Source organism: Dethiosulfovibrio salsuginis, from assembly GCF_900177735.1.
GTDB classification, from domain to species: domain Bacteria; phylum Synergistota; class Synergistia; order Synergistales; family Dethiosulfovibrionaceae; genus Dethiosulfovibrio; species Dethiosulfovibrio salsuginis.
This window is the reverse complement of sequence record NZ_FXBB01000006.1, coordinates 1-16,364: the sequence shown is the minus strand read 5'-3', so window position 1 is coordinate 16,364 and position 16,364 is coordinate 1. Positions and strand designations below refer to the sequence as shown.

Annotated in this window: 18 protein-coding genes; 14 read left to right on the top strand and 4 right to left on the bottom strand. The window is 53.0% G+C overall.

Annotation, left to right across the window (positions count from 1 at the left end; genetic code table 11):
* Positions 1–132: 132 nt before the first annotated feature.
* Both B9Y55_RS13190 and B9Y55_RS03695 read right to left on the bottom strand, forming a co-directional pair.
* Positions 133–303, bottom strand: a complete 171-nt coding sequence (locus tag B9Y55_RS13190) for a hypothetical protein (RefSeq protein WP_159448219.1) — start codon at positions 301–303, stop codon at positions 133–135.
* Between the two features lie 12 nt (positions 304–315).
* Entirely contained in the window at positions 316–1,161 is an 846-nt protein-coding gene (locus B9Y55_RS03695; RefSeq protein WP_085544017.1) for a putative metalloprotease CJM1_0395 family protein, read from the bottom strand.
* 88 nt (positions 1,162–1,249) lie between these two features.
* Here B9Y55_RS03695 and B9Y55_RS13185 point away from each other — a divergent pair, with 88 nt between their 5' ends.
* The 4 genes from B9Y55_RS13185 to B9Y55_RS03680 all read left to right on the top strand — a co-directional run bounded on the left by B9Y55_RS13185 (position 1,250) and on the right by B9Y55_RS03680 (position 4,261).
* Positions 1,250–1,411, top strand: coding sequence for a hypothetical protein (locus B9Y55_RS13185; protein ID WP_159448218.1), 162 nt, complete (start codon positions 1,250–1,252; stop codon positions 1,409–1,411).
* 213 nt (positions 1,412–1,624) lie between these two features.
* On the top strand, positions 1,625–1,957 hold the full coding sequence (locus B9Y55_RS03690) for an STAS domain-containing protein (RefSeq protein WP_085544016.1): 333 nt from the start codon (positions 1,625–1,627) through the stop codon (positions 1,955–1,957).
* Positions 1,957–2,361: an ATP-binding protein gene (locus B9Y55_RS03685; RefSeq protein ID WP_085544015.1), complete on the top strand. Its 405-nt coding sequence runs from the start codon at positions 1,957–1,959 to the stop codon at positions 2,359–2,361. The genes B9Y55_RS03690 and B9Y55_RS03685 overlap by 1 nt, the downstream gene beginning before the upstream one ends.
* A gap of 7 nt (positions 2,362–2,368) precedes the next feature.
* Positions 2,369–4,261, top strand: coding sequence for a SpoIIE family protein phosphatase (locus tag B9Y55_RS03680; protein ID WP_085544014.1), 1,893 nt, complete (start codon positions 2,369–2,371; stop codon positions 4,259–4,261).
* Here B9Y55_RS03680 and B9Y55_RS03675 read toward each other — a convergent pair.
* Complete coding sequence (locus tag B9Y55_RS03675) at positions 4,230–5,078, bottom strand: endonuclease/exonuclease/phosphatase family protein (protein ID WP_085544013.1); 849 nt, start codon at positions 5,076–5,078, stop codon at positions 4,230–4,232. The two genes, B9Y55_RS03680 and B9Y55_RS03675, sit on opposite strands and share 32 nt — an antisense overlap.
* A gap of 154 nt (positions 5,079–5,232) precedes the next feature.
* Here B9Y55_RS03675 and B9Y55_RS03670 point away from each other — a divergent pair, with 154 nt between their 5' ends.
* From B9Y55_RS03670 to B9Y55_RS03635, 8 genes are all read left to right on the top strand, one after another.
* Positions 5,233–6,516, top strand: coding sequence for an ArsB/NhaD family transporter (locus tag B9Y55_RS03670; RefSeq protein WP_085544012.1), 1,284 nt, complete (start codon positions 5,233–5,235; stop codon positions 6,514–6,516).
* A gap of 76 nt (positions 6,517–6,592) precedes the next feature.
* Entirely contained in the window at positions 6,593–7,063 is a 471-nt protein-coding gene (locus tag B9Y55_RS03665; protein WP_085544011.1) for a CBS domain-containing protein, read from the top strand.
* Positions 7,064–7,215: 152 nt separating this feature from the next.
* Positions 7,216–7,383, top strand: a complete 168-nt coding sequence (gene lysW, locus B9Y55_RS03660; RefSeq protein ID WP_085544010.1) for a lysine biosynthesis protein LysW — start codon at positions 7,216–7,218, stop codon at positions 7,381–7,383.
* 3 nt (positions 7,384–7,386) lie between these two features.
* Complete coding sequence (gene lysX, locus B9Y55_RS03655) at positions 7,387–8,232, top strand: lysine biosynthesis protein LysX (protein ID WP_085544009.1); 846 nt, start codon at positions 7,387–7,389, stop codon at positions 8,230–8,232.
* The gene (gene argC, locus B9Y55_RS03650; RefSeq protein ID WP_085544008.1) at positions 8,232–9,275 is read left to right on the top strand and encodes an N-acetyl-gamma-glutamyl-phosphate reductase; all 1,044 of its coding nucleotides are present in this window, start codon (positions 8,232–8,234) and stop codon (positions 9,273–9,275) included. The genes lysX and argC overlap by 1 nt, the downstream gene beginning before the upstream one ends.
* A 10-nt stretch (positions 9,276–9,285) precedes the next feature.
* A complete protein-coding gene (locus B9Y55_RS03645; protein WP_085544007.1) occupies positions 9,286–10,107 on the top strand; it encodes an amino acid kinase family protein in 822 nt (273 codons plus the stop codon).
* Entirely contained in the window at positions 10,077–11,201 is a 1,125-nt protein-coding gene (locus B9Y55_RS03640) for an aspartate aminotransferase family protein (RefSeq protein WP_085544006.1), read from the top strand. The genes B9Y55_RS03645 and B9Y55_RS03640 overlap by 31 nt, the downstream gene beginning before the upstream one ends.
* Positions 11,173–12,246, top strand: coding sequence for a M20/M25/M40 family metallo-hydrolase (locus B9Y55_RS03635; protein WP_234986118.1), 1,074 nt, complete (start codon positions 11,173–11,175; stop codon positions 12,244–12,246). Before B9Y55_RS03640 ends, B9Y55_RS03635 begins: the two co-directional genes overlap by 29 nt.
* On the opposite strand, the gene B9Y55_RS03630 is transcribed toward B9Y55_RS03635, so the two are convergent.
* Positions 12,243–12,830: a MerR family transcriptional regulator gene (locus B9Y55_RS03630; protein ID WP_085544005.1), complete on the bottom strand. Its 588-nt coding sequence runs from the start codon at positions 12,828–12,830 to the stop codon at positions 12,243–12,245. The two genes, B9Y55_RS03635 and B9Y55_RS03630, sit on opposite strands and share 4 nt — an antisense overlap.
* Positions 12,831–13,010: 180 nt before the next feature.
* Between B9Y55_RS03630 and B9Y55_RS03625 the strand changes: the two genes are divergently transcribed.
* Positions 13,011–14,516, top strand: coding sequence for a response regulator (locus B9Y55_RS03625; protein ID WP_085544004.1), 1,506 nt, complete (start codon positions 13,011–13,013; stop codon positions 14,514–14,516).
* Positions 14,506–16,044 carry a DUF342 domain-containing protein gene (locus tag B9Y55_RS03620; protein WP_085544003.1) on the top strand — a complete coding sequence of 513 codons (1,539 nt, stop codon included), beginning with the start codon at positions 14,506–14,508 and terminating at the stop codon, positions 16,042–16,044. The genes B9Y55_RS03625 and B9Y55_RS03620 overlap by 11 nt, the downstream gene beginning before the upstream one ends.
* Positions 16,045–16,364 lie beyond the last annotated feature (320 nt).

The window sequence follows — 16,364 nt, the reverse complement described above, 5'->3', positions numbered from 1 at the left end:
ACAAGTGGAAGAGGAAGGGCAATTATACCAGAGTATTGGGGGGTACAGAATAAAACTGGAGAACCCCCATATAGAGGGTTCTCCAGCAATGATACACTATATGGATGGGTTTATCCACCCTTTTGCCTCATTTTAAGGGGAGAAGGGGAGGTACAGTCCGATCACGATAAAGCCCGTTCCAGCGATCAGATCCATCGTGCCCTTTATCGGGTGTCCCGATCTCAGCCATTTAACCCCCATGTTCATCATAAATACCCCGCAGCCTGTAAGTACGACAGGCGCTATCCACCGGACGAAAAACACGGATACACCTCCTTAAGCTACCATGGACAATAGTCCTTCGTCTGCATCTCTAAAAGGCGAATAGGCCTTCTCCGCCTGTCTTCTGGCTATCTCCTGTTTAGCTCTGGATGCGTTGTTATCCGCCTCTGCCGCTACCGACAGATCTTTCCCCGAGGGGCTCCCTGGAGCTAAGGCGGAGGATTTAACTATATCCATCATCCTGATGGTCTCCTCCGAGGTTCCTCCCGATGGAACGGCTATAGGGACTTTTCCCGCTACGGCGTAATTCTTGCCATCAGGGCCTTTGACGTACTCGTAGGTGGCCATGCTGGTGAAGGCCCCTCCTGCGGTCTGGTGGGCCGCCTCGTGGGCCCTGACCTCTCTATCGGTCCTCTCCAGCCTCTCGACCTCTTGTTCGATCGCCGAGTCCTTTGAACGGGACTTCTTCAGTATCTCGTAGGTCTTGGCTACCCTCCCGTAGGCTTTATCCGCCTGTTTTCCGACGATTCTCTCCGGAGTACCCCCTGTAAGTCCCAGCTCTTCCATGATCTCCTGGGGGGCGGATATAGAGACCTCCGCTCCGACTATGTATTTTTTCCCGTCCGGGCCGGTTACGTAACGATAGGAAACCGACGAAACGTATCGTCCCCCCTGAGCCCTCAGGGCCTGTTCCATAGATCTAACTTTATTTTCAGCCTTTTGAAGCTGAGAGGTCCCTTTGTCCGGTAGGGTGAAGCTCTTTTTCCCCCTGTCTACGGTATCGGCAGGTCTGACGGCTGAGACCGGCGGGACCGGTCCGGTTCCATTTCCGTCCTTCCCCACAGCTACCGTCCTTACCGGGGCCGCTGCATCTCTTATCGAAATCCGCTCAATCGTCATATCCTCACCTCCGAAAATAGCTTATACTACGATTGTAGACCCTATTATCGGGTATGTACAGCTTCTACGTGAAAGGGGGAGGTTAGGTTTGAGCTTAAAAAAACTGATCTTGCTTGGAGCGTTGTCGGCGGTGCTTTTTGTTTCCAGATCATGGGCGCTTTCCTTCTCCATGGATGAGGGTATAGCAAAAGATCTCTCCTCCAGAGGGGGGCCATTTTATCTTTCCTGGGGAACATATAAGGATTTCTGATGCGAGAGGGAGTCGGTCCTGGTTCAGGATCAAAAACCAGCGGTAAAGTTTGAGCTTTACCACCCTCACGAATGGGACGGAATCCTGTTTTTCGTCGACGAGAGGATGAGTTTCTCCGACGAAGTCGCCGTATTTGAGTACAGAGAGTACAGAGGCCAAAAGGTGATCCTCTGTACATCGATATTGGAATAGTCGATAGGAGGGCTTTTTATCGTGTTCATTTCCTGTGAAGAAAAAAACGAAAGGTTGGTGGTCCTGCTTTCCGGGCGGCTGGACACCCTGACGGCCCCTGACCTGGATAAGGCGGGCTCTGGGTGGATTGAGGAGGGTAAAATCGAAGTAATCCTCAACTTTGCTGACCTTGAGTATATAAGCAGCGCCGGTCTTAGGAGCGTTTTGGCCCTTTCAAAGGGATTGGTGTCCCAAGGTGGGAAATTGGTGCTCTGTGGCGTCAGCGGAATGGTGGAGGAGGTCCTCTCTATCTCCGGTTTCGACAGTTTTCTCCCCATATATCCCGACGTAGACGGTGCCCTGGATAGCTTCTGATGGTAAGTTGCAGTCAGTTCTTCGAGGCCGACCTAAGCCATCTGGAGGACCTAAGGGCCTTTCTGTGCACCCAGATAGAGGGCCTTCTGTCGGGGAATAAAGTCGGATATCTCGACCTCGCCGTGGAGGAGGTTTTCGTGAACATATGCACCTATGCCTACAAAGTCCCTCCAGGCAGGGTAGAGGTTACCTTTACAGACGACCTGGACAGGGTCTCGGTGCAGTTCTGTGACGACGGTGTTCCCTTCGACCCTCTGGCCCATGTAGAGCCCGATGTCAGGGGCTCTATGGACGATCGTCCTCAGGGAGGACTGGGAATCCTTCTCGTCCGTAGAGTGATGGACGAGGTCCATTACAGCAGGGAAAAGGGATATAACCGGCTAGTGCTGTCGCTCAGAAAATAGGTACGTCATGTTCCGTATAAAAAAAAGGGGACTTGCCTTTAAACTGATCGCCTTCATAGTTTTAGGCACCGGCTCCATCCTGGCGGCGATCGGAGGATACGGCTATTTCTGCTCAAAATCAATCCTGAAAGACGAGCTTGTGGTCAGGGTGAAAGGCCTAGGGGAATTGGCTGCCGACAGGTTTAGCCGGATTACCTTGGTCGTCGAGACGGTAACCAGGGATATAGCCTTATCTCTGGCCTTTTACGAGCCTTTCGACAAAAACCTTCTGCCCCTCCTGGAGTCGATTTTGTCCGCTCACGATGAGGTTAGCGGCCTTTTCGTGGCCCTTCCTCCGGGAAAAGAGGATGATTATTCGCGGATCTTTGTGTACAAAGATGGTCGAGGACTCCATCGTAAAAAACTGGCGGATGACTACGATGTACACTCTAAAAGCTGGTACTATCTCCCTGTTAGCCGGAGGGCTCCGGTCTGGACGGATCCCTATTTTGGCTACGGTGGTAGCGAACGATCGGTCATTTCCTACGGTGTACCGGTCTACGATTTGGAGGACAGGTTATCGGCGGTGGTGGTCTGCGATCTCTCCCTGGACTGGTTGGCTGACGTTATGGACTCTCTTAATATCCCCAAAGGGGGTGAGGGGTTTATCCTGGACGAGAATGGGGTCTTCCTCGCTCACCGGGATCGTCGCCTCATCAACACCGAGAGCCTCTGGCCTATAGCCGGTATAGCGGGAAAAGAGGCTCAAAAGGAGATTATAGAGGTCGAGGACTATATGGGAAAAGATGGGTGGATTTTCTTCCGTCCCATAGGGGATGCCGGATGGTCTATGGGGATTTTCTTTCCCGAGACCGCCGTTACCGGATCTCTCAACGATCTTATTCGTTCTCAGCTTTATATGGCTCTAGGAGGGCTTCTGCTTCTTGTCTTAGTCGCTTTGGCTATATCGAAGGCCATAACCGGCCCTATAGGATCCTTGTCCGCCGCGACCGAGACCCTGGCCTCAGGGGACTTTGATTTCCCCCTGCCCCACATCTCCGGCGAAGACGAGGTTGCTCAGCTGTCCAGGTCCTTTTCCTCTATGAGGCTCAGCCTTCTCGCCTACATAAGGGAGCTTAACGATACTACCGCCGCCAGGGAGAGGATGGAAAGCGAGTTGTCCATCGCGAGGTCCATCCAGATGAGCCTGGTGCCGAGGACCTTTCCTCCTTTTCCTGAAAGAGACGACCTAGATCTCTACGCTAACTTAGAGCCCGCTAGAGAGGTCGCCGGAGATTTTTATGATTTTTTAATGTTAGACGAGAATCGTATTCTTATAGTTGTAGGAGATGTCTCAGGTAAAGGGGTCCCAGCTGCGCTGTTTATGGCGGTGACCAGGACCTTTATAAGGGCCTTCGCGAAAGAAGGGCTCTCTCCAGGAGCTATTCTGACCAGACTGAACGACGAAATCTCCAGGGATAACGAATCCTGTATGTTCGTCACCGTATTCTGCGCTGTGGTGGATATTCTAGACCGATCCTTGAGGTACAGTTCCGGCGGTCATCCTCCCCCTATCTTGATCAAGGATCGGTCGGCTCGAACCTTGCCCCCGATAAAAGGGCCTCTCGTCGGCCCGATGGAAGGGGTCGACTTTCAGGAAGGGGAGGCGTCGCTGGCACCAGGGGAGACTATGTTTATCTACACCGACGGGATGACCGAGGCTACCGATCCTTCAGGTGCTTTTCTGGGGGAGGAACTTCCCCTATTATGGCTAAAGGAGTCGGAGGGGTTGTCGAGTGAGGATCTGGTGAAGTTGATCGGCAGTAGAGTAAAGTTTTTTGCCGGAGAGGCACCTCAGTACGACGATATAACCATGCTTGCCTTAAAAATCAAAGATTGCTTTGAAGCAGATCGGGCATAGATAGGACCACTATATCGTGATCCGGGTGCTGCCTTCCTCCGACGCTTCTCCTCGGTATAGAGGTCTCTATAACCCTGATACGCCAGTTTTTACTCGGAGCCAAGTTGACGTATCCTATGTGGTCGATGGTGCATTGAAAGTCGTCGTAACTGTGCTCCTCGGTGAGGGGGAAAAAGGGGAATGTCGCCCCTGTAACCTCAACGGAATTAAAATCTCCTAGGATAAACAGAGGTCCCTTTTCCTCCTCCGCTGCGTGATTTAGCTTTATAACCTGGGCCTGTCGGATACCGTTGTTCATGGCCACCGCCGCCAACCGGTCTTTCGATCCTGCGGTGCCCAGACTTCGGAGATGGACGTTTATCACGGAGAACTCCGCTCCCGTCTCGACTTCACGAAAGGTGGCCTTTATAGGGTGTCTTCTAAACAGCGGAACGACCTTTCCTCCCCAGTTGATCGTATCTTCCGTAAAGAGAGGTTCGATAGGGGTAGTGATGTTGATTTTGTTCTTGTTCCATATAAAAAAAAGATTTTGCTTCCCTTCCGTCTGATTCCCTGTATAGCTCCACTGGGGGAGGTAGTTATCTAAAAGGTACTCCAACGATCGGTTTTCCACGATCTCCTGAAGGGCCAGCAGATCGGCTCCTGAGGTCTCTATAAGTTTAGCTAAATGGGCGCAATCGTCGCTTGTGTAGGCTTTGCCCCCTTTCACGGTGAAATACTCCATGTTAAAGGTTCCTATGGTTAGTGCCTGTAATTGAGGAACCCATATTAAGGTCCAGGCAAATAGAACGGCACATAGGGCGAGCTTTTTTCTCATATTTCCACTCCTGTCTTCTCAGTGTCTTTTGTCCTTTTCTGTAATGTAAAAATTTACAAACTTTATCCCTTGATATTCGTCCTTTTCCCTTGATGCTTAGAGCAGGTAGGAGTATACTTCCAAGCTGCCCGTGTAGGGGGAAGGAGGAGTTATAATGGATACAAAGGCATGGATCGCTCTGGCCCTTTTCGTGTTGACGATCCTGTCAATCGCCAGGGGGTGGTTAAAAACCAGCACAGCGACCCTCTTGGGAGCTTCTACGATGATGCTTTTCAGGATCGTTTCAGGCTCGGAGGTAAGCTCCTATATCGATTCTAACACCGTAGGCCTACTGGTCGGAATGATGGTAGTTGTGGGAATCCTGTCCAAAACCGGCCTGTTCCAGTATATCGCGGTAAAGGCTATAAAGATAACCGGTGGTAACGGTGTGCTTATATTGCTCTCCGTCTCGATAATAACCGCTATTCTATCGGCATTTCTCGATAACGTCACTACCGTTCTTTTAGTCAGTCCTGTTGTGGTGTCCTTGGCGGATCTTATAAAGGTAAATCCCGTTCCCCTTCTTCTGTGCGAGGTAATAGCCTCCAACATCGGTGGAACGGCGACCCTAATCGGCGATCCTCCGAATATGATCATAGGCTCTTACGCCGGTTTCTCTTTCAACGACTTTATAGTCCATCTATCTCCGGTCGTGGCGGTCGTCTGGGTCGTCGTCATGATATTCTTCTGTTTTCTGTATCGAAAGGATCTGGTGGCCGACAAAGAGGCGACCGAAAGGCTCAAGGAGGTCAACGAATCGAGGCTCATAAAGGATAAAGGGCTTATGATACGGTCCTGTGCCGTGATGGTTCTCGTCCTCGTCGGGTTCATCTTCCACCACCATCTTGGGATAACGGCGTCGGTGGTGGCCCTTTTCGCCGCAGGTTTGCTTTTGGCCCTTTCCAGCCTCGACGACGGCGAGGTTATCCATCAGGAGGTGGAATGGCCCACGATAGTGTATTTTGTCTCCCTTTTCGTCCTGGTCGGAGGTCTTCAGGAAAACGGGGTTATCGTCTATATGGCTCAAGGCCTTTCAGGGTTCCTAAGCGGGAGCCCTATGGTGATGATTCTAGGGGTCCTCTGGATATCCGGCCTTTCCTGTATCTTCGTGAACAACGTGGCCTTTGCGGCCATGTTTGTCCACGTGGTCAGCGAAATGGCCAGGACCGCTGGGATGCCTCCGGAGCCCCTTTACTGGGCTCTCGCTATGGGGTCCTGTCTTGGTGGTAACGGTAGTTACCTTGGTTCCGCCGCTAACGCTGTCTTGGCCGACTTTGCCACCAGAGGAGGTATAAATATATCCTTTGGGACTTTTCTCGCGGTAGGGGTGAAGGTCGTCTTTATCTCTTTGACCATATCCAGTATCTTCCTGATAGGTATCTACGGCACCGCCCTTTAGAAGCTGTGTTTTGAGGCTTTATGTCCGAAAGTCTCCAGCTGTATCATGGTTTTTTTAGACGTAGGGAGGTTTTTCTATGAAGGTAGGAGAGATCATCGACAGGGACCTAACGGCCTTGTCCGCCGAATGTCCTGTGGCGGAGGCTATCGAAGTGCTGTACCACCATAACGCCTCCGGTCTTCCGGTGCTGGACGACGATAACCGAGTGATAGGTTTTATCAGTGAAAAGGATATAATAAAAGCCGCTCTACCGGGCTACGCCCATATGCTCCATGACTCGTCCTTTTTGCCCGACTATGGACAGTTTAGCGTTAGGTTGCAGTCGATAGCTAAAGACCCGATCAGCAAATATATGAAACAAAATATTATATCCTTCGACGAGACCGATAGCGATTTTTACGTGGCCAATAAGGTTATAAAGGACAACATAAAGATAGCTCCGGTACTGAGAGACGGGGTTTTCATAGGGGTCGTAAGTAGATCGCATCTACTGAGACATCTGCTCTTGCACCCTGAGGAGCTCGACAAAAATCTGGATAAAAACTAGAGTTCACAAAAAAACGACCTGAGAGGGTCGTTTTTTTGTGAACTCTAGTTTTTTAGTGCCTCAAAAAATACTTGACAGTATATCTTTTCTGCGGTATCATTCCGCCACGTAGAGAAACTATGTTTTATATAACGATCAAGGAGGAAACTAAAATGACTATGAGCTGTGTGATATGCGACGGAGCGATCTCAATTCCGGACAACGCTATGGTTGGCGAGCTGCTGATCTGTGGGGACTGTGGGACCGAGCTTGAGCTTGTGAGTCTCGATCCTATGACCTTAGAGGAAGCCCCAGAGATCCAGGAAGACTGGGGAGAGTAATCCATGACGACCCTGTGGATTCTGTATACTCGACTCAGGGCGGAGGAAAAGATGCTCAAAAAGGCCGCCGACGATAGAGGGATATCCTGTCGTTTTGTGGACATCAGAGGTATAGCCTGGCCCGGTGGCCTGGACGTGTCGGAGGGTGATGTGGCCCTGTGTCGCTGTGTATCTCACGGGCATAACCTCGCCATAGCCAAACTTATGGAATCCCGGGGTGTAAGGACGGTAAACCATTCATCGGTGATGGAGGCCTGTGGTGATAAGGTGATCACCGCGTCGATTCTGGACGTCGCCGGCATACCCCAGCCCGAATACAGAGTCGCCTTTTCCCAGGAAGAGGCGGTGAACGCCGCCGAATCGCTGGGATATCCCGTCGTCTTCAAGCCACCTGTGGGAAGCTGGGGGCGGCTTATCTCCAAGGTGAACGACAAAGACTGTGCCGAGTCCCTTGTGGAGCATAAGTCCTTTATGGGGCCGAACCACGGAACTTTCTTCATACAAGAATACGTCGAAAAGCCGGGCTACGACGTCAGAGCCCTGGTTGTCGGAGGTAAGCCTATATCGGCCATAAAGAGGGCTAGCTCTCACTGGATAACCAACACGGCCAGAGGGGCGGAGGCCCAGTCTATACCGCTGGACGATAGCCTGACCGACGTACTGTCCTCGGTATACAAGGCCTTCGGAGGGGATCTGCTTGCGGTCGACCTGTTCCAGAACGGGAACAGCTGGTCGGTCAACGAGGTCAACGGTCAGGCGGAGTTTCACGGTTCGGTGGAGGGCTCCGGCGTGGACGTGGCTGGAGCCATAATATCCCACTGTAAGAGCCTTATGGAGGGGGATAAGTGATGTCCTACAGGGTCGCCGTGTGGGGAGCCACCGGAATGGCAGGAGGGGAGTTGCTTCGGATACTGGCAAACCACCCAAATCTGGAGGTCGTCTGTGCCGTCTCCCGTGGCTCCGCTGGGAAGCCCCTCTGGCACGACCATCCCCATCTCAGGCTGTGGTATCCCGAGATGGTCTACAGTTCTCCCGATGAGGCTATGGATATACCGACGGACCTTGTATTCCTGGCACTTCCCCACAGAGGGGCCTGGAAGGTGGCGGTGGACTACAGGGAGAGAGGAGTTAAGGTCGTTGACCTGTCGGGAGATTTTCGCCTTAAAGATCCGGCCCAGTACGCCCGGTGGTACGGTGAGGAACACGGTGCTCCGGCCTATCTGGAGCAGGCGGTCTACGGCCTTCCGGAGCTCCACAGAGAGGATATAGCCAGTTCGTCCTTGGTGAGTGGAGTCGGCTGTAACGCCTCCTGCGCTATTCTCGGTTTGGCCCCTCTGGCGAGCACCGGGTTGGTGGACTCGGTCCGTATGGAGCTTCGGGTCGGCTCATCAGAGGCCGGTGGCTCTCCCAGCAAAGGCAGTCACCACCCCTACAGGACCAGGACCATGAGGGTATTTGAGCCCTTCCGCCATCGCCATCTGGCGGAGGTGATCCAGGAGACCGGGCTGCCCGAGGATCTGTTTACCATGACCATGACGGCGGTGGAGATGGTCAGAGGGGTCCAGATGCTGGCCCAGGTGACGTTGAAGGAGCCGGTCAAGGAGGCGGTCCTCTGGAAGGCCTACAGAAAGGCGACCGAGGGGCGTCCTTTCTGGAACGTCTGTCCCGCCAGGCCGTCCCATCTCAGGTTGCCCGACCCCAGGTTCGTTCTGGGCAGCAACCACTGTTCCGTCGGCTTCGTCCTCCACGAAGATGGAGTCAGATTGCTGGTGGTGTCCGCCCTGGATAACCTGATGAAAGGTGCTTCAGGCTCCGCCGTCCAGGCGGCCAATCTGATGCTCGGCCTTGAGGAGACCTCCGGTCTGGACGGAGCTCCGATTTATCCCGCTTAGGAGGTGTGTCATGACCGTTGGAGTGGTCAAAATAGGGGGAGCAGGAGGCAACGATCCTATCCCCCTCCTGAAAGAGCTTGCGGCCAGGACGGAGCAGGGCGAGAGGTGGGCACTGGTCCACGGCGGCAGCCACGAGATGGAACAGGCCTGTATCTCCCTGGGGATCGAGCCGGTCTACGTGACGAGCCCTAAGGGGTTCAGGAGCCGCTTTACAGGTGAGAGGGAGATGGTGGTCTTCAAAGGGGTATGCGGAGCCATCTCGGCGGAGATAATATCCTCCCTGTCGGAGATGGGCTGCTGTGGCTCTCCTGTATGGCCCGGCGTCTACGGAGCCAGGGCCCTGTGTAAAGACGTCCTGAGAAGCGTGGAGGACGGCAGAGTGAGGTTGCTGAGGGGCAACAGAAGCGGCTCGGTGGCGTCCTTTCAGGGCGAGTCGGTGGGCAGGCTGTGGGACAAAGGGATACTGCCGGTGATCCCTCCTATCGCCCTGGAAGAGAGCTCAGGTAAGCTGCTGAACGTCGACGGAGATCGTCTGGCAGCACTGGTGGCGTCGTCTCTGGGGTCCGAGGTTTTGGTGATACTCAGCAACGTCCCAGGGGTCCTCTCAGACCAGCACGATCCTAGGTCTTTGGTCTCCAGCGGATCGGTTCAGGATCTCATGGCTTTGGCAAAGGGCAACATGAAGAGAAAGATCGTAGCGGCGGAGGAGGCCCTATCTGGTGGGGTCAAGGACGTCATCCTAGGCGATAGCCGTCTCGACGAACCTCTGTCAGCTGCGTTGAAGGGAAAGGGGACCAAGGTATGTCTGAGCTCTACAGCGGTCGGGGTCTGACCGTATCAGCCGGTCAGGGGGCCGACCTGTGGGACGATAAAGGGAAAAAATACGTGGACTTTATGACGGGACACGGTTCCTCCCTGTTCGGTCACTGTCACCCAGAGCTGGTATCGGTGGCTAAGGTGGCCTCCCAATCGCCCTGGTCCGTGGGGCTTGGAATCTCCTCCGCTCCTAGGGATCTTTTTCTTAACGCACTGAGATCGCTGTTGCCCGACGGAAAGGCCTTTTTGTGCAACAGCGGGACGGAGTCGATGGAGGCGGCCTTTAAACTGGTCACCGCTCGTAGCGGGCGACGTAAGATCCTGGCCCTGCGAAGGGCCTTTCACGGCAGGACTATGGGAGCTCTCGGCCTAACCTTCAACCCTAAGTACAGAAAACCCTGGCAGACCTCCCTTTACCCGGTGGAGCATCTCTCCCCGGAGGACCTTCCCGGCGCTGTGGACGAGGATACCTGTGCCGTGTTCGTGGAGCCAGTCCAGGGCGAGGGAGGGGTCTATCCTTTAGATTTGGAGATAGGGAAAGCTATATCCAAAGCCTGCTCTAAGTTCGATGTCCCTCTGGTGGCCGACGAAATACAGTCAGGCTGGGGGCGATGCGGCTCCCTGTTGGCCTCCAGCCAGGTGGGCCTGGAGCCAGACGTGGTTTGCCTGGCGAAGGGAGTGGCCGGTGGTTTCCCCGTCGGGGCGGTGGTCTGGAAGGGTTGGATCGGCGATTTCCCGATAGCAGGACACGGGACGACCTACGGCGGAAACCCCTTCGTATCGGCTCTGGGTCTGGCCTCATGGCAGCTTCTACAGGACAGGGAATACCCACTCCAGGCCAGCTCCAAAGGGAGTCGCTTCAAGGAGATACTCGGCAAGCTGGATTCTCCCATCCTAGGGGAGGTTCGGGGCATGGGGCTCCTTTTAGGGGTCGATACGACGGTAAAATCCTCCGAGCTGGTCAAGGCCCTTCAGGATAGAGGTGTCCTTGCACTTCCCGCTGGACCTAAGGTCCTGCGTTTTATGCCTCCCTTCGTGGCGGAGGATCGCCATTTCAACCAGGCTGTGGAGGCTCTAAAGGATGTCTGCGATGAGCTGGAACGACGGTGATGGGCGTTTTTTGAGGGAGCTGGTCTCCTGTCGCAGCGAGAGCGGATCGGAGGATGTCTGTTGTTCCCACTTGGAGAGGTCCCTGCCATCCCTCGGTTGGGATTGCGTCTCAAGGGATAAAGTCGGCAACGTCCTGGCCTCCAGAGGGCATGGGGAGAGGGAGATACTCCTCCTGGGCCATATAGACACCGTTCCCGGTGGCCCCGAGTGTGAGGTGTTGGGCGATGAGCTGTGGGGCAGAGGATCGGTGGACGCCAAGGGACCTCTGGCGGCCTTTTCTCTCGCTGGGGGCAGGGCCGAGCTCCTCGACGGATGGCGGTACTCCCTGGTTGCGGCGGTAGGAGAGGAGAGGGACTCTCGGGGGGCGAGGTACCTCATGACCTCCAGGGGAGCCCCCTCCGCCTGTATAGTGGGAGAGCCCTCCGGCGGCAACGGTATAACCTTGGGTTACAGGGGCTGTATGTTTCTGGAGTTGACCTCCTCCGACGAGGGGAGCCACAGGAGCATCGGTCCTGGCCCCTTGACCGACGTCCTGATGGCCGCCTCGGATATACTCAGGGAGGTCCACCGTATGGACGACGACTCTAAGCCGGTGATAAACCGTTACAACGGCGCAGTCTCCCGTATGGAGGGAGTGGAGTCGGGAGGCAGGGTCGCTAAGGTGGGGCTGGATATAAGGCTGCCCCTAGGGGCCTCCTCCGACGAACTTGGAGGTCTATTTGTGGATATAGCCTCTCGCTTTGGGGTCGCCTTGGAGGTGGTTCAGCAGGTGGAGGCCTATCAGTCGCCGAGGTCCAACCCGGTAGCTCAGGCCCTGTCGTCCTCCATAAGGGAAGTCGGCAGCTCCCCCCGCCTGCTGGCTAAAGGGGGAACCGCCGACTTCAACGTGGTCGCTCCCTGGAGGATTCCCATGGTTGCCTATGGTCCGGGGGATTCCTCCTTGGATCACCGCCCTGACGAGAGGATATCCATAGGGGATTTCCTCTCGTCCATAGACATCCTCGAGAGGGCACTGCCTAAGTTATGTGCCCTGATCGACCGCTAGTCCTTTTTGCGTACCGGGATGGCTATCTCGGTGCGCAGATCCTCCGGGTCGAACTCCTGACAGTGATAGAGAGCTATCCCCACACCGTTGGCGCTGAGTCCCATTTTCGTCATGTGGTCACACACCTCGTTGAATGCCCTTCCCATGTTCTCACCTATTTTGGATATGGACGTCTCTATCCTGGTGGATATGATAGGTTGATCCTCGATCTCTTTCACGACTACCGCGTAGTTCAAGAAAATCTCCTCCCTCTTCTCCGTTAGCTTGTCCAGAAAATCCATGTTTCGCCTCATGGACGAAACCTTTATCTCAAGCTCTTTTCTGTAGCTTCCAAGTTTTTCCCTAAGGACCGTCGGGTCCTTTTCCTCAAGGAACGACCTTATCTCTTCCAGTGGCATATCCAGGGACCGAAGAATCCTTATCCTCTCCGACTCTATCACCTGTATAGGGGCGTAGTAGCGGTATCCCGTGGAGGGATCTACCGCTACGGGCTTTAGTAATCCCTGTCTGTCGTATAGCCTAAGAGCCTTGGGGGATAGGTTACTGATTCTGGAAAAATCGCCTATAGTCATCTTGTAGCTCATACAGGAGGGCTCCTGTTCGCTTAGGATATTAGACCTTGACGCAGAGGCAAAGTCTAAGTGTTTTCCGCAAGTATAGCTCACCTGTGGGCTTCCGATGTTAGATCCCTTGTTTTTGGTGTTTTGCCACGGTAGCTATGGATGCTACAATGAAAAAAACGTCAAAGATGGAGGCCAGTACCCATGTCCCAGACAAAAGTGATGATAGTAGAGGACGAGTTTATCATAGCTATGGACCTGAAGATGAGGCTGGAGAAAATGGGCTATGATGTCCCCGATCTTCCGGATATTTCCAGTATTTCCTTTGAGACTATAGCGGCGGAAGAGCCAGATATAGTGTTGATGGATATCCGCCTTGGCGATGGAATAGACGGCATATCCCTTGCCGGTGATGTTTACAGAAAGCTGGATATACCGGTTGTCTTTACCACTGCCCACTCTGACTCCATTACTCTGGATAGAGCCGGTAAAACCAATCCTTACGGTTACCTGATAAAACCTATGAAAGATCAGGAGGTAAAGGCATCTATAACGATGGCTCTCCACAAACACCACACCGAGAGCCAGTTGAGAAAGCTTTTCGCTAACATACCTAACGGTGTGATAGTCGTTCGTCGAGACGATGACCTAAGGGATTTCGTCATAGACGCCGTCAATCCTGCGGCTTCAGATCTGGACAGTGCCGGCGAGGAAATGATAGGGCGAACTTTAGCGTCTTATCTGATGAGGTCGGTCTGTTATGACCTTGAGGGAGACGGCTGCTTTGGCCTTATAGAAACGGTGTTCAAAGTCTGGAAATACGGTGAGTCTATCCCCTATACCCTGACGGCAATAAGGGATAACTCTATCTTAGGTTGGCGGGAGTACTTTGTCTACAAATCCTCCAAAAACGAGGTTACCGTTGTTTTTCGGGACGTAACTGAGCAAAAAAGGCTTGAGGAGGCTTTAAGGCTGAGAACTAGCGACATGATGTACAGCATAGATCATCTCAGCGCCCTCCGTTCATGTCTCGAGGTCTCGATGGAATCCAGGTTGCCTATCCCCAAAAGAATATCCTACCTAGCGGATTTTATGACTCAGGCGGTTCAGGAACCTGAGGATATGTCGGTGAGGGTCTCTTGGGAAAACAACGAGGTCAGAAGTTCCCGTTTTCACGGAATGGAGTGGACTTTTTCCAGGCCTGTCCTGTTAGGAGGAGAGAAATTAGGGACGGTAGAATGGGGATATTCGGGGGAAAAAGACCGTCTCTTCGAAGGGCCTTTTTCGAGGGAAGAGGTCGACCTTTTTGAGTCTATCGTTCAGATAATATCACACCTCATAGACGACGATCGAGGAAACGCTCTATGGCAGGATCGCTTAAGGATATACGTCAGTTTGCTGAACGGAATAAAAAAACCCCTTCTCTTCATCAACAAAGAAGGTGACGTAGATTTTATCAACGTTGCCATGGAGAAAGTTCTTGATATGGCCAGCGAAGAGGTGAAATCCCTTCCTGTTGATATGCTTCCCCTGTCCTGTGCTCTGGATCTAGGAAAGACTTGCGCTAGGGTGATAGGGTCAGGTGTGGCTGAGTCCATCGCTTTACCGGAGGGAGATGGGGAGGTGCGACCTGCGTTAAACGACGAAGGGGAGGTTCTTGGAGTCTTGATCTTCTTCCCCCATCAGGAGGCTGGTTCTGATGAGCTTTGATAACAGTGGAAAGAAGCCGATAGATGAAAGCCGTATAGAGCTAGGGATTGCTATGGCAGAATCGACTCTCGATAAAATCCTCAAGGAAGTCGAGGGATTGGTGGAATCGACTTCTGCCGATGTAGGCGGAGAGGTAGAGGATGGATGTTTCGTCAGGAGGGTTAGCTCCGATAGACTGACCGTTTTCCTCGATATCCATCCTCCCTCCGAGGGAGGCAACCCGGTTGAATCGATAGATATAATGAGATCCCTGAGGGATGAAGGCATAGAGAATATTCTGGAGGAAAATATAATCTCCGCCGTGAATACCTGCAATAGGGAGCAAATCTCGGTTCACAGGGTCGTCGCAGCTCAAGGGATACCTCCTAAGCCCTCTCATGAAGGATCAATTCGTTTTTTATTTCCTACCGATAAAAAAAGGGCTTTTGTAAAAGACGTATCGGGCAACGTGGACTATAAAGATCGAGGGGCGATTCTGTCGGTTGTCCCAGGAGAGGAGCTCGCTTATCTCGATCCCCCTGCTGAAGGAGAGCCAGGACGGGACGTTTACGGAAGGGCTATCCCTGTCTCTAAGCCTAGAAAGATAAATCTCATACCGGGAAAAGGAGTGGAGAGCTTTGACGGCAGGGTTTTTAAAGCGACAATTCAGGGACAGCCAGTTTTAAAAGGTCATGAGCTATCGATTAGAGAAGTTTACGTAGTCCCCGGTGATGTCGATATGTCCACAGGAAATGTCGATTTCTCCGGCACGGTAATAGTAAAAGGGACGGTAAGAGAGGGTTTCTCCGTGAGGTGCGACGGAGACATAGAGATCAAGGGAGCTGTGGAATCCGGCACTGTAACCGCAGCTGGAGACGGTCAAATTAGCGCTGTGATAGGGAATAAATCTTACGTCGATGTGGGAGGAGATCTTTCCGTTAGGTTTATACAGGGTGGGGAGGTCATAGTCGGCAGAGATCTTAGCGTTGGAGCCTATGTCCTACATAGCTCGGTTATATCCGGCGGTCAGGTTTTTGTCGAAGGTAAAAAAGGCGTTATCGGTGGACATTTAATAGCACTTAAAAAGATAGATCTGTCCAGTGCAGGGGCGGTTATGGGCACTGGTACGGTGTTGGAGGTTGGAACGAGTTATCACCTTAAACGGGAGTTATCTTTATTGGAGGAGAAAATTTCTCACACTCAGGAAGCGGTGGACAGAATTTATAGCCTTCTTCAATCGACTCTGCCTATCTACAAAGGGAGCAAAAAAATACCTGAGGAAGTGGCTGCGAGATTGAGGCTAATCCAAAGGAGAAAAGAGGAATTAACCTCTTTTCTCAGGATCTGGAAAGACAGACAGATGGCCATAAGAAACCAGATCGCCGATTCGGAGGACATCGTTCCAGTAGTGGCCGTTCGCAACAAAGTCTACCCAGGGGTAGAGATAAAAATAAGAGGTTCCTTGAAATTAATAGATAAAGAGATCAGGTATGTTTCTTTCTTTAGAGATCCCGATAAAGGATGTATCGTAGCAGGGGCTTACCTATGAAGGTAGAAGAAAGCGGAAGTCGTCGAGGTTGAACCTCGACGACTTCCGCTTTCTTCTCCCAGTTTTTTTAGGGCACATCTAAAAACTCACCTTTGAGTCCCCTCGGAGAGACCGTCCCGCCTGCGCCCTGTTTCGCCCAATCGTATACTCGACCTGCCTGTTTCGTGCAAACCGCCTCGGAGGGCACGTCCTGTGCCCCCTCGGCTTGGGGCGACGTCCTGTCGCCCCATTCGTACTACACGACGGCAGGTCGAGTATACGGGCTCAAATGGGCTACGTCGGAACGGTCTCTCCGAGGATTAGAGTTTTTAGAGGTGCCC

Excerpts from the sequence above, each read along its gene's own strand:
- B9Y55_RS03695 (WP_085544017.1), bottom strand. The coding sequence starts at position 1,161 with ATGACGATTGAGCGGATTTCGATAAGAGATGCAGCGGCCCCGGTAAGG.
- B9Y55_RS03685 (WP_085544015.1), top strand. The coding sequence starts at position 1,957 with ATGGTAAGTTGCAGTCAGTTCTTCGAGGCCGACCTAAGCCATCTGGAG.
- B9Y55_RS03680 (WP_085544014.1), top strand. The coding sequence starts at position 2,369 with ATGTTCCGTATAAAAAAAAGGGGACTTGCCTTTAAACTGATCGCCTTC.
- B9Y55_RS03675 (WP_085544013.1), bottom strand. The coding sequence starts at position 5,078 with ATGAGAAAAAAGCTCGCCCTATGTGCCGTTCTATTTGCCTGGACCTTA.
- B9Y55_RS03670 (WP_085544012.1), top strand. The coding sequence starts at position 5,233 with ATGGATACAAAGGCATGGATCGCTCTGGCCCTTTTCGTGTTGACGATC.
- B9Y55_RS03665 (WP_085544011.1), top strand. The coding sequence starts at position 6,593 with ATGAAGGTAGGAGAGATCATCGACAGGGACCTAACGGCCTTGTCCGCC.
- lysW (WP_085544010.1), top strand. The coding sequence starts at position 7,216 with ATGACTATGAGCTGTGTGATATGCGACGGAGCGATCTCAATTCCGGAC.
- lysX (WP_085544009.1), top strand. The coding sequence starts at position 7,387 with ATGACGACCCTGTGGATTCTGTATACTCGACTCAGGGCGGAGGAAAAG.
- argC (WP_085544008.1), top strand. The coding sequence starts at position 8,232 with ATGTCCTACAGGGTCGCCGTGTGGGGAGCCACCGGAATGGCAGGAGGG.
- B9Y55_RS03645 (WP_085544007.1), top strand. The coding sequence starts at position 9,286 with ATGACCGTTGGAGTGGTCAAAATAGGGGGAGCAGGAGGCAACGATCCT.
- B9Y55_RS03640 (WP_085544006.1), top strand. The coding sequence starts at position 10,077 with ATGTCTGAGCTCTACAGCGGTCGGGGTCTGACCGTATCAGCCGGTCAG.
- B9Y55_RS03635 (WP_234986118.1), top strand. The coding sequence starts at position 11,173 with ATGTCTGCGATGAGCTGGAACGACGGTGATGGGCGTTTTTTGAGGGAG.
- B9Y55_RS03630 (WP_085544005.1), bottom strand. The coding sequence starts at position 12,830 with ATGAGCTACAAGATGACTATAGGCGATTTTTCCAGAATCAGTAACCTA.
- B9Y55_RS03625 (WP_085544004.1), top strand. The coding sequence starts at position 13,011 with ATGTCCCAGACAAAAGTGATGATAGTAGAGGACGAGTTTATCATAGCT.
- B9Y55_RS03620 (WP_085544003.1), top strand. The coding sequence starts at position 14,506 with ATGAGCTTTGATAACAGTGGAAAGAAGCCGATAGATGAAAGCCGTATA.